This is a genomic window from Brasilonema angustatum (assembly GCF_059505445.1).
This window is the reverse complement of sequence record NZ_JCACKO010000118.1, coordinates 129,380-144,391: the sequence shown is the minus strand read 5'-3', so window position 1 is coordinate 144,391 and position 15,012 is coordinate 129,380. Positions and strand designations below refer to the sequence as shown.

Sequence of the window (15,012 nt, the reverse complement as noted above, 5' to 3'; positions counted from 1 at the left end):
AGGAACAAGTCTATGAGTTTAAGCGAAGGTTATGGTGTATTAAAATGTCATGCGATCGCAGGACAAAAGGAACTTGGTCAAGGCACTCCCCACTATCAAGTTCATGTCAAGGACAATCAGTTTTCTTATCGTCTAGCAATCAATGTTAGGTCAAGTCAGCAACCCTTTGATTTGCTATATTTTATCGATGATAATTTTGAACATTTCATCACCGACAAACTTGATCAATTGGACTTTGGCTTTAAAAAGCTTGAAAATTCAGATAGGCAACCAGGAAAAATTGCCCTAGACTACATCCGGGGTAATTTATTTAAAGTCAATCAGATGAAACCATTGCCCTTCAATGTACCAGGAGAAAACAACGATCTCAACGAGTTGATTGACTCGTACATTCAACGGGCCATTGAAACTCAAGCGGTTGTCTATGCTTTCGGCGAACCTTGGGGACCAGAAAATAAGTCTGATAAAGTGTTCGGCTTCCAACCAGGAAGAGGCGTTCATAATCTTCATATGAACCAAGGTAACAGCGGTAGCTTTGCCAAGGAAAATGGAATTTTCCAAGATGGGGCGTTATTAATTCATTACCCATCCGCACTATCGTCTGGTGATCACTGGGTTGCAGTATTCTTTGCATTTCAGTCGCAGTCCTTCCATACTGATGATCGCACTGGTAACCCTATAGATAAGATTGTAGGAAGTGAACCAGTACAACCAGGAACTCCAGCAGTGAAGGCGCAGGTCAAAATCATTGCTGCTTTAGTGAATCCTCGTGGAGAAGATTCTGGCAAAGAGTCAGTTACTTTAATAAACTCTTCACCAGAAAAGATAGATTTGAATGGCTGGGCAATTGCTGATAAACTCAAGCGCAAGCAACCTCTTGATGGGTTTAGCATTGAGCCTGGTGGAGTGATTACAGTACCTTTAAGTCCAGAAAATATTCAGCTTTCTAATGATGGTGGAATCCTCTCTCTTCTTGATTCGGAAGGGACAAAAGTTGACGGTGTTTCTTACACCAAAGAAGATGTTAAAGAGCAAGGGTGGACTTTAGTTTTTTGATGCTACAACACCAATTTTGAATGCGTCAATTTGAGCGCAAGCGAGTGTTTTTACTTGAGTTTTTTTCCTCTCCATACTCCCCTTTGGGAAATTGACCTTTTTTGAATTCAAAGTATGCCCTTTGAGTAGCTAGGGCATACTTTGAGTTTTTTACTTCCTACGGTGGAACTGCGACAGGATTTACGCACGAACAACGTAACCATAGTCATTGCGACCTGAGGGAAGCAATCGCAACCTACTGTTTTTAGTAGTGCGTGCGTAAGTTCTATGCGAATTGCCCATAGCCTCCCGTAGGGCATATATTTGAATAGCTAGGGTCATGGTCGAATTGAAGAAGGACAGTTCTTGATGCAACAGTTGATTAAAAATCTTGAAAGCTTATTAAACCTTTTTCTAAAATCTAATTGTCCTTTGTGTCAGCGTCCAACCTCCCAAGAATTCTGTCAAGACTGCACGAGACAGTTACAAAAATGCCATCTTAGGGATCATAATCTTAAGCAAAAATCAATGCCCGTATTTGCATGGGGAACATATGGCGGTATCCTCAAGTCAGCAATCACTACAATGAAATATGCAAATCAACCCCAAATTGCCCGTCCTTTAGGTCGATGGTTGGGAGAAGCATGGCTATTACATTCGCCTGTGCACAATAAAGTTGTAGTTGTTCCTATCCCACTCCACCCTGATAAGCAAAAAAACCGGGGATATAACCAAGCTGCATTGATAGCACAAAGTTTTTGCGAAACAACTGGATTAAAATTGAAACAGAATGGTTTGGCAAGGGTGCGAGCAACAGAAGCACAACATTCTTTATCAGCCTCCAAGCGAGCAAAAAATTTAGCTGAAGCCTTTGAAATAGGAAAAGATTTTCCTAGCCACCCAGAAGTATCAGTTCTTTTGATCGATGACATTTATACAACGGGTGCGACTGCTATATCTGCTATGCAAACACTCAATCAAGCTGGAATAAAAGTTATCGGGTTAGCAGCAACTGCAGTTACCTTGAAAAGCTAGAAATTAATTTGATTGAATTTTGGATATTCGATTATTTTCCCACATTTTTTTATTAAATAGGCAAACTCTGCCTAAGAAAACTATAATTAACCAGATGATTCTGTTTTTGTGGGAATAATCTTTGGATGAGAAATAAGAGTCTGGCTGTGGGATTGAAACAAGTTACAATCATTCCTGCCACGTTACTAGCGATTGTAATAAATACAACAGCAGCTTTTGCTCAAGCTAATAAGTTTTATAATCCGATTTCTATACCTGTTGGTAATCAAATTACCGACACACTCTCTGACAAAGACATTCCCACAGGTCAAGGCGGATTTGCCCGTGATTACATGGTGAAGTTGAATAAGGGGGATAATTTAGTAATTGATTTGGCGTCTGAGAGTTTTGACTGTATGGTTACACTGCTATCATCCAATGGAACAACAATAGCAGAAAATGATGATGGTCCTGATGGTACCAGCAATTCCCTACTTTTTACCCGCATCGTGGAAACAGGTAATTATGTCATTCGCGTGCGGTCTTTTGGAGAAACTGGAATTGGACCTTTTAGACTGAAGGTGACACGACTACAGCCAGCTAAATGAAATTATGAATTCCAAATTATTGCAAATTATGAATGAGAAAACTTTTTGATAATTTACAATTGATGCTTTTCCAAAGTGGTTAGTACACAAAGAAATAAAGCTTCAGTCCACTCAACAACCGCGCCGTAAGTATCTCCTGTATGTCCACCTAATTTATGGTTAAACCAGGCACTAGTGAAAGTGGCGATCGCACTTCCAGCAAGTATCGTTGCCAAAACGAAAAACAAACGTTGTTTATCGAAGACTATTTGTAAACCACTTAAACTTATCATCAATAACAGTCCTGGTAACAAATCTCTATAGGAACAAATAGCTTGTTTGTGAAATGCACCTTTACCAGTTGGTTTGAGGTAAGGATAACGCAAAATTGCCAGTTGTTGACCCCAGCGTCCCCATCCACAAGCAGTTATTAAAGTTAACCAACGGTTTTTACTTAAATCTGTTAGCGCGGCTGTTTTCATTAATATCAAGGCAATTGCTGCCATAGCACCAAACGCACCTGTAGCACTATCTGCCATCACCTCTAGTCGCCGCTTTGGATCACCCACTGCTAAACCATCCGCAGTATCCATTGCTCCATCTAAGTGTAGTCCACCAGTCATAAAAATCCAAATACATACCACCAAAGCGCTGCGAGTCAGTATCGGCACACCCAAAAAAATCATGCCAGTGTCAAATACCCCTAAAATTCCGCCAATGATTAACCCTACTTGCGGTGCGAGTCGCGACACCCTCGTGAAGTTTAACTCGTTTACATATGGCAGAGGAATGCTAGTATAGAATGTAACAGAAGCATAAAGCTCTAACAGTAGTTCTTTCCACCACTGGTACTTGTTAATCATGTTTATCACATTAATGAACAGTTTTTGTACTTTATTCTTAAAATATTACACTGTTAATTTAGGTACATATATGGGCATGAAATTTTAAAGGTTTAGATAAGATTTACACTTTATAGAAAGTCATCGAAAAAATTTTGTTATTCTTGTCCCAGTGTTAAGATTTCAACACTTTATCTTTATGTATAAAGTTAACAGTTTTCTCTTGGGGGTTAAGCAGTAACAATTGAATTCACTAGCAGTTTAGTAGTGCTAATAATTAGAAATTCGTTATTACAGCTTTTTAGTTATTCGCTCTACAGACCCCATATTTGATTAAAATGTAGGGGGTAAAGAAGCTGTTGCTTTGACTGCTTGGCTGCGTTACATCTCACCTGCGCTCTTGAAGTTGTTTGATTATGACTCATCATCTACCTAATGCGAAGATACCAGCTCCGTGCATTATCAACACAGGCGTTGTTGTGAATAAGCTTGATATGCGGCGACTGCTGTCGGATTTAGGTCGTGTCCGCTACATCTACACTTACCAAGGTCAGTTGCAGAGTGAGGGTGAGGGAGATGTTATGGAAGTGTTTGCCAATCCACAACGGTCTACCCTAATCGCAAATCATGCTCTTTACTTGAATATTTCCAGTTTTGATTGCTTGGAACTCAAACAGTCAAAAGAAAAAGAAACCTACTTTGACCTAGTACAAGAAGGGGTGTGTCTGCGACTGATTCCCCTCTCGACACCCGCTCAAGAGCGCCAACAGCGTTCCTTGAATATCAACGACTTAGAAGTCATGATGGAGCAGGTACTATCGGCAAAATGGGATGCGGAATTTGATGACGATAGTTCCGATTTATTGTGAGGCTTCCTCAGTTATCGTTTCTGTTTTTGCCCAAAGGTTTCACTACCTAGTTAAATTAGGATAACCAGTGAGCTAAAAAGCTGACGCTGAGTGCTGAGCGTTTGATAAAGGTTAATTCTATCTTGAGTGCAAAATTTTCTTTTCAACATCTTGCCAGCTGTAGCCAAACCAAAGCTAGAGCCGGGGTTTTTTTTACTCCTCATGGTCCGGTGGAAACCCCACGATTTATGCCAGTGGGGACTTTGGCAAATGTCAAAACTTTAACTCCAGCCCAACTCCAGGATACGGGAGCACAAATGATATTGTGCAATACTTATCATTTGCACCTCCAACCAGGTGAAGCAATTGTGGCTGGAGGTGGAGGGCTGCACAAATTTATGGGCTGGAATGGTCCGATTCTGACTGATTCCGGTGGGTTTCAGGTCTTTAGCTTGAGCGAAATGCGAAAAATCAGTGAAGAAGGTGTCACGTTTCGCTCACCCCATGATGGTCAAATTATTAATTTAACACCAGAACGCTCGATTGAGATTCAGAATATTCTGGGAGCAGATGTGATCATGGCGTTTGATGAGTGTCCGCCCTACCCAGCCAGTCGGGAAGATGTGGAAGCAGCGACGCAACGAACTTACCGTTGGCTAGAACGTTGTATTGTGGCGCATCAACGTAGTGATCAAGCATTGTTTGGGATTGTACAGGGAGGAGTATATCTTGATTTGCGCTCTGATGCGGCTATTGCTTTAAGAAAGTTAGATTTGCCGGGATATGCTATTGGTGGCGTGAGTGTTGGCGAACCACCAGAACTGATTGCAAAAATAGTGCAAGCAACAGCGCCACTGCTACCACCAGAAAAACCCCGTTACTTGATGGGTGTCGGGACTTATCGGGAAATAGCAATTGCGATCGCCTCAGGTGTAGATTTATTTGACTGCGTGATTCCCACTCGCTGGGCGAGACATGGTACAGCGATGGTGCAAGGCGATCGCTGGAACTTAAAGAATGCAAAATTTCGTGAAGATTTTACGCCTTTAGATGAAACATGCCCTTGCTATACCTGTCAAAACTTTAGCCGTGCGTATTTGTCTCATTTGGTGCGATCGCAAGAAATTTTGGCTTACACCTTGTTAAGTATTCACAACATCACCGAGCTGATTCGCTTTACTCAAAAAATACGCAAGGCAATATTAGAAGACCGATTTCTTACAGAGTTTGCCCAATGGCTGACTCCAGAAAGTGGCGAGTGTTCAGTAGATAAAGACTCAGGACTAATAGAGGACTAAACCGTGTTAAGATACTTGTCAATTCTGAAAGCTGTGTTGGATAGTTGGATTTAAAAAATTATGGAAGCAGCATTGTTATTAGCAAAATTGCCTGAAGCTTACCAAATCTTCGACCCTCTGGTAGATGTTCTACCACTGATCCCTTTGTTTTTCTTGTTGCTGGCTTTCGTTTGGCAAGCAGCGGTTGGTTTTAGATAAAATCGGTGGGCGTAATTATCGCGTCCTCACCATCATAAAAATATGAGATATAAAGTGGGGTGGGCATTGCCTACCCCACTTTTACAGTAGTTTTGAATCGGGTAGAACAGAGGTTGGCTGTTTGCGACAGAGAAATGCTTTGTGCTAGAAGCACGTGGTTGTAGTTTCTGCAAATCAAAAGGAATAAATCTTACGGAAAGTGACATTTCTTAATATTACGTAATAATATAAAACAAGAGATAATACATCATTCTTAAAGCAAGTCAAAACTTAGCTTCGCACTCAGGCTTACAGTAAAAGAGGTATCAGGCATGGGAAATATCACATTCGTCAAAGAAAATAAAGAAGTCGTAGCGGCAAATGGTGCGAATCTACGGCTGAAAGCCATGCAAAACAACGTAGATATATATAAAGTCTTTGGCAAGATGATGAATTGTGGAGGCAACGGTCAGTGTGGCTGCTGCGTTGTCGAAGTTGTCGAAGGAATGGAAAATCTTTCACCCCGTACAGATACGGAAAATCGATTATTGAAGAAAAAGCCTGAAAACTGTCGTCTTGCTTGTCAAACCTTAGTTAATGGTCCAGTTAGTGTGGTAACAAAGCCTTAACCGTGATAATTAGGAGGTAAGAAATAACTCCTTGAACCTGAGATAATGATATCCTTAAATTGTTCAGTGGATATCATTGAGAGGCATTCTTTCCATGCAAGTTAATGATTTGGGGTTCGTGGCGAGCATTTTGTTCGTTTTAGTCCCTGCTGTTTTTTTACTCATTCTTTACATCCAAACTGCTAGCCGCCAAGGCTAATTAACAGGAAAAAAGTATAGTTAACACCTGTTTTCTCAATCAGACGAAAACCCCCACACAAGCAAGTGTAGGGGTTTTGTTTATCAACCGCAGTAACTTTAACCTGCCGTCCGCGCTAATAATACTGGACAGGTAGCATTAACTCGAACATAGTCAGATAAAGAAGATCCCAAAAGTCGGTCTATATCGACCAAATTCTTGGCAATTGAAGGACGCCGATCTGGAGAACCGAGCAATAATAGATCTATGTTCCGCTCCTCTGCTAAGCGACAAATTTCTTCACCTGGTTTACCACTGCTGATAAAACAACGAGCTGGCACGCCATATTTTTTAGCTTCTGCATAAGCTGCAGCTAAAATCGGATTTTTTTCTGGACTAATTTCAGTGCTTTGAGATTCTTTGCCGCGTAAATCTGTGCTAACATTAGCCAGAATTAACTCTCCTCCCTTAATATCTCGTAGGAAGAATAAAGCCAAATTCAAGCAACGTTTTGCAGCATCAGAGTTATCCATTGCCACCATAACGCGCTTGACTTTTTTGACATAAATGTCATCTTTCACCAGCAACATGGGGCGAGAAGATAATTGAAAAACGTACTGACTGACGGAGTTTGATAAAATCGATTGCAACCGCTTGAGTCCGCGTGAACCCATAATAATCAAGTCAGCGTCGATTTCGTCCGCGACCTCGCAAACAACACGTTTAGGATCACCTTGCCGTAAAATCGAAGAAACTTTGCTGGGATCTAAGTTCAAATACTGGATTGCATTAGCCAGAATTTTGCCACCTTCTTCCCACTTTGTTGTCATACCTTCAGCAGAAGATTGGTGGGGAACAACATGCAAAACTGTAACTTTTGACCGTTGAATTGAGGGGACGTCTGCCAAAGTTTTGAGCATTTCTTCTGCATGACCCAATCCAGAGACAGCTAGCAAAATTTTTTCTATCATCATGGCGTCTTGTTGTTCAGGTTGCTTTGGGAATTAGCCATTAGTCATCAGTCAATAGTCAATAGTACAAGTCCTGAAAGAATGACAATTGACAATGACATTTAAGTTTATTTACGCCTAGTTACCTAAAGTTCCAACTAGGCTTCATTAATTTCAGCTTACTCTTAATTCTGACTGATGAGCTTAACGAATAATTATTAAATTTATTAGTTTTAATCTATGTTTACTATTTTTCATTAATGAATAAGTTAAGTATTGCAAAGAAGTGATAAATTTTGAAAAGAAATCAAATTTGGTATTAGGATTTTTATTTGATTTTTGCTCAGCTAGGTAGAGTTATGTTAATCAGTTATCAGTTATCACTCAGATCTTGCACCTCCGGCTGTACATTAACTAATTATTTGTCAATTTAACAAAATATTGTCACAGAGACATCAAATGCTTAAAAACCTGTCAGCGAAAGGATTATGACAGGTTTTTTGCGATTTAAGGCTGTCACGCCGCTCTCAGTCTGCATTCACAAATTAGATGTCAAATACCAGATGTTTCACAATTTAATTGTCAATTAAGAGAAACATGGAAAAATCATGATTTTTCTAACTTAACAAATTATTTGTCAATTTAGTAGTATAATACAACTATGTTTTGATAAAACACTATATGCAGGAAGCAGAATTTTCTACAACCTCTACGACTTTGGCAAGCTCCGCAGATGTTAATAACAATCTTGCTGAAACGAACGTTATTGTTGATGAACTGTCGGATGAAGCTTTGCTGAAAATGGAGGTGATTCAAAGTCTTTTAGAAAATAGCGATCGCACTACATATACTCAGCGCCTCCAACAAGCAGCAGAAAAACTTGGCAAGTCGGTACGCACAGTCAGGCGACTGGTTGACAGGTGGGAACAGGAGGGTTTGGCTGGACTGGCGCAAAATCAACGAGCTGACAAAGGAAAGCACCGAGTCGATGAAAACTGGCAAGAGTTTATTTTGAAGACCTATAAGGAGGGCAATAAGGGCAGTAAAAGAATCACTCGGCAACAGGTAGCCGTTAGAGTTAAGGCCAGAGCAGACGAACTGGGCATTAAACCTCCTTCCCACATGACGGTTTATCGGATTTTGCAACCGTTAATAGATAAAATTGAGCAAGCTAAGAGTATTCGCTCTCCTGGTTGGCGTGGTTCGCGGCTATCAGTGAAAACCCGTGATGGGAAAGATTTACAAGTAGAACATAGTAATCAAGTTTGGCAATGCGACCACACCCTAGTTGATGTTGTATTAGTAGACAGCTCAGGCAAAATTCTTAGTCGTCCTTGGTTAACAACGGTTATTGATAGTTATTCGCGCTGCATTATGGGAATTAACTTGGGCTACGATGCACCAAGTTCGACTGTTGTGGCTTTAGCGCTGCGTCATGCAATTTTGCCCAAGCAATATGGTTCAGAATATGCACTTAATGAAGAATGGGGTACTTCTGGTTTACCGCAACACTTTTATACGGATGGGGGTAAAGATTTTCGTTCTAACCATTTGCAGCAAATAGGAGTGCAGTTGGGGTTTGTTTGTCATTTGCGCGATCGCCCATCTGAAGGTGGTAGTGTCGAACGTCCGTTTAAAACCTTCAATACCGAGTTATTCTCAACCTTGCACGGATATACAGGTTCAAACGTTCAACAGCGACCAGAGTCAGCCGAAAAAGAAGCTTGTTTGACATTGCGACAGTTAGAACAGTATTTGGTACGTTACATCGTTGATAACTATAATCAACGACTTGACGCTCGAATGGGCGACCAGACAAGATTTCAACGTTGGGAATCTGGGTTAATTGCAATGCCGGATTTATTTTGCGAACGGGATTTGGATATTTGCTTAATGAAGCGAACACAGCGACAAATCCAACGTGGAGGATATCTGCAACTTGAAAATCTCATGTACCGAGGCGAGCTTTTAGCAGGTTACGCGGGGGAAAGTGTTGTATTGCGCTATGACCCCAGAGACATCACAACGATTTTGGTTTATCGCACACAAGGGGATAAGGAAGTATTTCTTGCCCGTGCTTATGCTCAAGATTTGCAGACAGAGGAACTCTCATTAGACGAGGCAAAAGCTAGCAGTCGTAAAGTACGGGAAGCGGGTAAGGCTGTGAGCAATCGCTCGATTTTGGCAGAAGTTCGGGAACGGGAAACTTTTTCTACACCAAAGAAAACCAAAAAAGAGCGTCAAAAAGTAGAACAGGCTGAAGTCAAAAAAGCTAAACAAACGATAAGAGTTGAGCCAGAGGAACCAGAGATGGTGGCATCTATTGACAGCGAACCTGAACCAGAGATGCCAGAAGTATTTGATTACGAACAAATGCGTGATGATTACGGGTGGTAAAAATGACTTCAAAACAAGCTCAAGCAGTCGCCAAACAATTGGGTGATATTCCTATTAATAGTGAGAAATTGCAAGCGGAGATTCAACGATTAAATCGTAAGGGTTTTGTCCCACTTGAACAAGTACAAATTCTTCATGACTGGTTGGAAGGAAAGCGCCAATCACGTCAGTCTGGGCGTGTTGTAGGTGAGTCAAGAACTGGTAAAACTATGGGTTGTGATGCCTATAGGTTAAGAAATAAACCTCTTCAGTCAGCTGGAAAACCACCAACTGTACCTGTGGCTTATATCCAAATTCCCCAAGAGTGCGGCGCTAAGGAGTTGTTTGGGGTAATTATGGAACATTTGAAGTACCAAGTAACTAAAGGAACAGTAGCGGAAATTCGGGATAGAACGCTGCGTGTTCTTAAAGGTTGTGGGGTTGAAATGTTGATTATTGATGAAGCCGACCGTTTCAAACCGAAAACTTTTGCGGAAGTGCGTGATATTTTTGACAAGTTGGAAATAGCGGTGATTTTGGTTGGTACTGACCGATTAGACGCTGTGATTAAGCGGGATGAGCAGGTTTACAACCGTTTTCGCTCTTGTCACCGTTTTGGGAAAATGTCGGGGGAAGATTTTAAGCGGACGGTGGATATTTGGGAGAAGCAAATTTTAAAGTTACCAGTTGCTTCTAATCTTTCGAGTAAGACAATGTTGAAGACTTTGGGAGAAGCGACGGGTGGCTATATCGGTTTGATGGATATGATTTTGCGAGAGTCTGCGATTCGGGCTTTGAAAAACGGATTACAAAAGATTGACTTAGAAACTTTGAAGGAAGTTGCTACTGAATATAAGTGATGGAAGCGGAAGATATTAAACCCTGGTTGTTTCAAGTTGAACCATTGGAAGGGGAAAGTTTGAGTCATTTTTTGGGAAGGTTTCGACGAGCAAATGAATTAACACCCACTGGGTTAGGTAAAGCGGCGGGACTTGGGGGAGCGATCGCCCGATGGGAAAAGTTTCGCTTTAATCCCCCTCCTAGTCGTCAGCAGTTGGAGGCGTTAGCTACTGTGGTGGGGGTTAATGCCGATAGGTTAGAGCAGATGTTGCCACCTGCTGGAGTGGGGATGAATCTTGAACCAATTCGGTTGTGTGGGGCTTGTTATGTCCAGTCACCTTGTCACCGGATTGAGTGGCAGTTTAAAGTGACGCGGGGGTGCGCGAGCCACCAGTTAGGGCTACTGTCAGAATGTCCAAACTGTGGGGCAAGGTTTAAAGTTCCGGCGTTGTGGGTGGATGGATGGTGTCAACGTTGTTTTCTACCGTTTGGGGAGATGCTGAAGTGGCAAAAAATTATACAAAGATAGCCATTTCAATGGCTTCGGTCTGTTTTGAATTATAGTTTTTATTATTTACAAGTCTTTTTCTGCTGCTTGCTGGTAATTTTTTTTAATTCTTGTTCCGAAGATTCATAATCACCCAAGTAAGCCTGCATCAAACATTGCCATAGTCTCCCATGATTGGGAACTTGAAGGTGCAATAACTCATGGACGATCGCGTAGTCTTGAAGGTGAATCGGTAACTCTAATACTGATGTGTCGAAAGTTAAGCGTCCCGAAGATGAGCAGGATGCCCACTTGTTTTGCATAGACCGCAACATAATTGACTGGACTTTAACATCTAGTTTTTTTGCCCACTGCCAGACTCTTGCTTTGAAGGTTACTTTGTCTTCAGAGGTCATAGGCTTTACTCAACAGTGTAAATAGTTTATCAACAACTGCTGTCACTTGATTTAAATCATCGATTTCAGCAAAAATTGCGAAAGTGACTTCTTTGCGCAACTCTCTTAATTCTGCCTCACTGGTTCGCCAATTGGGATACTCGATGAAAGCTTGTTTTATCTGATTACTCACGGCTTCAGGATTATTAATGCCTGCATCCTGTAAGGTTTGAAAGACAAAAAACGTTAAACTATCAAAGCCCCTTCTTGCCTGTTCTTTCTTGCGCTGTTCATTTTGGTTAATTTCTTCAAGCAATGTCTCTAAAGATTCTTGGGTATTAGTCTGGCGGTTTTCAAAATTTTCTTGAATGGTTTTGGCTCGTTCCGCCATTGCAATCATAAAAGGGTCATCGGGGTTTTCTTCGGCAGTTTTTTCGATACTTTTGATGAGGTTGATGACTTTGGTGGTTTTTCCCCCCTGCTTATTTTTGATGGCTTCCAGGGTTTGAGCATTGATTTCAACGAAATCTGTTACAGATGCGATCGCAGTTGTGCCAATATGTTTTTGTACGAGTTCATCCGTCTTGCGCTGCAACGCTTTATCGACATAAACTCTTTTACTGTAGGCTTTGCGGATTACTTCATAGATAGAGGAAAGGGTAGCATAGTCATCCATGTAAAGGCGAAGGAAAGCATCAGGTGAGATAATTTCATAAAGCATTTCTAAGTCTTTATAGGCTTTGAAAAAGGCTTTTCTGCGTTCTTGATCTCGAAAATGCTCAATGACATCATCTACATCTTTATCGTTAAAATTGTGCTGAATCAAGCTCAAATAAATTGGGGTTTGCTGCTCCATTTTGTTTTTAAATAAGGTTTTGAGCAGGTTCAAATCTTTGATAATAGCGTTGATTTCTTCGCTGTCAAAGGCAAGGGCTTTTTCCAGTTTGTCGAAAATGCCCACAAAATCTAGCACAAAGCCATGTGGTTTCATCATCTCCTGGGCTTCGCTTTCGTAGGGGCGATTGACACGAGCGATCGCCTGTAACAATGTATGATCTCGCATGGGTTTATCGAGATACATGGCATAAAGCAGGGGAGCATCAAAACCTGTTAGCAGTTTCTCAGTAACAATCAGAATTTTCGGATATTCCCCAAATTTAACGAAGTTTTTACGGATTTGTTTCTCGGTTTTGTCGTCGATGTGGTAGGCTTTGAGTTCTTGGCTATCGTTATTGTTTCCGGTATAAACAACTGCGGAATATTCGGGAGGCAAATATTTATCTAAGGCTTGTTTATATTTAGCGCAGGCAGGACGGTCAACAGCAACTAAAAAGGCTTTATAGCCAAGTGGTTCAACGTTTTGGGTGTAATGGTTGGCGACATATTTCGCTACTTGATCCACTCGTTGATCAGCTTTGAGGAAGTTTTTTAAATTGACGGCACGATCTAAAATTCTATTTAATTCGGCAATATCGTTAATGCCTTCCGTTTCTGCCAAGTTGAGAAATTCCTTTTCCATGAGTTCACTTGGCACAAGCATCTTGTTGGGGGCAACGTTGTAGTATAGGGGTAGTGTTGTTCCGTCTTCGATACTTTCGGCAATAGAGTATTTATGCAGATAGCCCTGTTCGTCATCTGTACCGAAGGTTTTAAATGTGCCTTTACCGTAGCTAGTTTTATCTACGGGTGTGCCAGTAAAGCCAATAAAAGTGGCATTAGGTAGTCCTGCCATCAAGAATGTTCCTAAATCACCCCCCGTGGTGCGGTGTGCTTCGTCAATCAAAATATAAATATTTTTTCTCAGGTTAATGTTGACGGGCAGATCGCGGAATTTATGGATCATGGTAATGATGATGCCCCGATAATCATCTTTTAATAGTTGATTTAGGGTGGTAATGCGATCAGCGTGTTGAACGTTATTCAGCCCCAAGTTAATCAGGTTTCTGAGCATTTGATCTTCTAGTTCGTTGCGGTCAATCATCAGCAGAATTGTCGGCTTATCGCTCTGTGGGGATTTAAAGAGCATTTCCGCCGTTTTAATCATGGTGAAGGTTTTACCACTGCCTTGGGTATGCCAGACAAGTCCTTTGGTGTGTTCAGGATCGTGACAGCGTTGAATGACGTTCTCAATGGCGGTGCTTTGGTGTTGACGCAGAATAAATTTTTGCAGAGTTTCTTCTTTTTCTGCAAAGAGAATATAATTTTGCAGGAGTTTGAGAATATAGTCAGGTTGACAAAAACTCTTAATTTTTGCTTCTAGTTGACCGATTTGTTCTGCTTTCCAGTTAAAGATGTTGCGCCGCACAGTATTCCATGTCACCCCATAAGAAAAGCCAATGGCTTCGGTGGCAGTAAAAATCATCTGGGGAACAAATAACTCTGGGGTTTCAATGTGGTAGCGGCGGATTTGGTCAATACCTAAAGCTATGGCTTCGTCTTTAGTAGCGTTTTTGCATTCGATGACCAGGATAGGAATACCGTTGATCAAAAAAACTACATCTTCTCGTGTGCCGTATTTGCCGTTATGAATATAGTATTCTTCGGTGACTTCGTAGGTATTTGCGGTTAGGGTAGGATCGTCATATTCAATTAGTTTTAGGTCAAGTTCGCGATTTTCAGCAGCGTAGAAATATTTGCCTTGGTTACGGAGATAGGTGAGGAAGTCTCGATTTCCATAGATGTCGGTAGGTAGGTTACTTAGTAGGGCGATAAGTACCCCTTGGGCTTCGCTGTACTTGGGGTTAAATTGGCGGACTTTTTGATAGAGAATATCATTAAAATAGATGGAAGCTTGGGCGGCTTTTTCTTGAATTTTGCCACTGTGGTTATTAAAGCCTCTTCTAGTTTCCGCTTCCTCACGAGATACAAATTTCCAGCCGATTTCTTGGGCGTAAGCAATAATACGGCTTTGAACGGTTTTGTGTTCCCCTGGCTTCGGCATAATTGGGATAAAAGTATAATTTATTTTTGAGTAGTGCGGTAAGTTTGATAAGGATCATTCAGTTTTTCAGGATTTGTATATTCAAGCAAACCCTTATCAATTAAAGGTTTTAGACATTGGTGTAATAAAGATTTTCGCTTTCGTTTCAATAAAGATTCTAATTCACTGGATGAGCGAGGTTTTATTTGACACAACTCAAGGATTAAAGTTTTGATTTCCTCTGGTTCGGTTTGTTTACCTATGTTCGCTAATCGCTCTTCCAAGGATTCTTTTTTGATGGGAGGAAATAATTCAAGAGTAAGCTGTTGAGGTTGAGGTGTACTACTGTCCAGATTAGGGTTCGGGAACTGTCCAGATAAGCTGTCCGCTTGAAGTGTACTACTGTCCAGATTAGGGTTCGGGAACTGTCCAGATA

General features: G+C 41.2%; 15 protein-coding genes and 1 pseudogene. 11 read left to right on the top strand and 5 right to left on the bottom strand.

The annotated features are described in order from the left end of the window. Window positions 1-12: 12 nt before the first annotated feature. The 3 genes from AC5JM2_RS20335 (at window position 13) to AC5JM2_RS20325 (ending at window position 2,657) form a co-directional block, all read left to right on the top strand. Entirely contained in the window at window positions 13-1,056 is a 1,044-nt protein-coding gene (locus AC5JM2_RS20335; protein ID WP_495836654.1) for a DUF2278 family protein, read from the top strand. Window positions 1,057-1,404: 348 nt separating this feature from the next. Further along, window positions 1,405-2,070 (top strand): ComF family protein, encoded by a 666-nt coding sequence (locus AC5JM2_RS20330; protein ID WP_495836653.1) that lies wholly within the window; start codon window positions 1,405-1,407, stop codon window positions 2,068-2,070. A gap of 125 nt (window positions 2,071-2,195) precedes the next feature. Then, on the top strand, window positions 2,196-2,657 hold the full coding sequence (locus AC5JM2_RS20325) for a PPC domain-containing protein (RefSeq protein ID WP_495836652.1): 462 nt from the start codon (window positions 2,196-2,198) through the stop codon (window positions 2,655-2,657). Between the two features lie 53 nt (window positions 2,658-2,710). Here the strand turns inward: AC5JM2_RS20325 and cobS are convergent, their stop codons facing one another. Next, complete coding sequence (cobS, locus tag AC5JM2_RS20320) at window positions 2,711-3,499, bottom strand: adenosylcobinamide-GDP ribazoletransferase (RefSeq protein ID WP_495836651.1); 789 nt, start codon at window positions 3,497-3,499, stop codon at window positions 2,711-2,713. A 395-nt stretch (window positions 3,500-3,894) separates the two neighbouring features. On the opposite strand from cobS, the gene AC5JM2_RS20315 reads away from it, so the two are divergent. The 5 genes from AC5JM2_RS20315 (at window position 3,895) to psbM (ending at window position 6,629) form a co-directional block, all read left to right on the top strand. Further along, window positions 3,895-4,347 carry a hypothetical protein gene (locus tag AC5JM2_RS20315; RefSeq protein WP_495836650.1) on the top strand — a complete coding sequence of 151 codons (453 nt, stop codon included), beginning with the start codon at window positions 3,895-3,897 and terminating at the stop codon, window positions 4,345-4,347. A 122-nt stretch (window positions 4,348-4,469) separates the two neighbouring features. After that, window positions 4,470-5,624, top strand: coding sequence for a tRNA guanosine(34) transglycosylase Tgt (gene tgt, locus AC5JM2_RS20310; RefSeq protein ID WP_495836649.1), 1,155 nt, complete (start codon window positions 4,470-4,472; stop codon window positions 5,622-5,624). A 60-nt stretch (window positions 5,625-5,684) separates the two neighbouring features. Next, window positions 5,685-5,822: a photosystem II reaction center protein K gene (locus AC5JM2_RS20305; protein WP_048868254.1), complete on the top strand. Its 138-nt coding sequence runs from the start codon at window positions 5,685-5,687 to the stop codon at window positions 5,820-5,822. 311 nt (window positions 5,823-6,133) lie between these two features. After that, window positions 6,134-6,430 carry a 2Fe-2S iron-sulfur cluster-binding protein gene (locus tag AC5JM2_RS20300; protein ID WP_169268597.1) on the top strand — a complete coding sequence of 99 codons (297 nt, stop codon included), beginning with the start codon at window positions 6,134-6,136 and terminating at the stop codon, window positions 6,428-6,430. A 94-nt stretch (window positions 6,431-6,524) separates the two neighbouring features. After that, entirely contained in the window at window positions 6,525-6,629 is a 105-nt protein-coding gene (gene psbM, locus AC5JM2_RS20295) for a photosystem II reaction center protein PsbM (protein ID WP_495836648.1), read from the top strand. Window positions 6,630-6,727: 98 nt separating this feature from the next. Here the strand turns inward: psbM and AC5JM2_RS20290 are convergent, their stop codons facing one another. Beyond that, on the bottom strand, window positions 6,728-7,579 hold the full coding sequence (locus tag AC5JM2_RS20290) for a universal stress protein (RefSeq protein ID WP_495836738.1): 852 nt from the start codon (window positions 7,577-7,579) through the stop codon (window positions 6,728-6,730). Window positions 7,580-8,239: 660 nt separating this feature from the next. Between AC5JM2_RS20290 and AC5JM2_RS20285 the strand changes: the two genes are divergently transcribed. From AC5JM2_RS20285 to AC5JM2_RS20275, 3 genes are read left to right on the top strand one after another with little or no spacing between them, the layout of a single operon-like run. Further along, a complete protein-coding gene (locus tag AC5JM2_RS20285) occupies window positions 8,240-9,955 on the top strand; it encodes a transposase (RefSeq protein WP_495836647.1) in 1,716 nt (571 codons plus the stop codon). 2 nt (window positions 9,956-9,957) lie between these two features. Continuing rightward, entirely contained in the window at window positions 9,958-10,794 is an 837-nt protein-coding gene (locus AC5JM2_RS20280) for a TniB family NTP-binding protein (protein ID WP_495836646.1), read from the top strand. Then, the gene (locus AC5JM2_RS20275; RefSeq protein WP_495836645.1) at window positions 10,794-11,303 is read left to right on the top strand and encodes a TniQ family protein; all 510 of its coding nucleotides are present in this window, start codon (window positions 10,794-10,796) and stop codon (window positions 11,301-11,303) included. Before AC5JM2_RS20280 ends, AC5JM2_RS20275 begins: the two co-directional genes overlap by 1 nt. 41 nt (window positions 11,304-11,344) lie before the next feature. On the opposite strand, the gene AC5JM2_RS20270 is transcribed toward AC5JM2_RS20275, so the two are convergent. The 3 genes and pseudogenes from AC5JM2_RS20270 to AC5JM2_RS20260 form a co-directional block, all read right to left on the bottom strand. Further along, window positions 11,345-11,677: a M48 metallopeptidase family protein gene (locus AC5JM2_RS20270; protein ID WP_495836644.1), complete on the bottom strand. Its 333-nt coding sequence runs from the start codon at window positions 11,675-11,677 to the stop codon at window positions 11,345-11,347. After that, the gene (locus AC5JM2_RS20265; RefSeq protein ID WP_495836643.1) at window positions 11,667-14,597 is read right to left on the bottom strand and encodes a type I restriction endonuclease subunit R; all 2,931 of its coding nucleotides are present in this window, start codon (window positions 14,595-14,597) and stop codon (window positions 11,667-11,669) included. The genes AC5JM2_RS20270 and AC5JM2_RS20265 overlap by 11 nt, the downstream gene beginning before the upstream one ends. A gap of 20 nt (window positions 14,598-14,617) precedes the next feature. Further along, window positions 14,618-15,012 (bottom strand): annotated as a pseudogene (locus tag AC5JM2_RS20260) (ATP-binding protein); the annotation flags it as partial.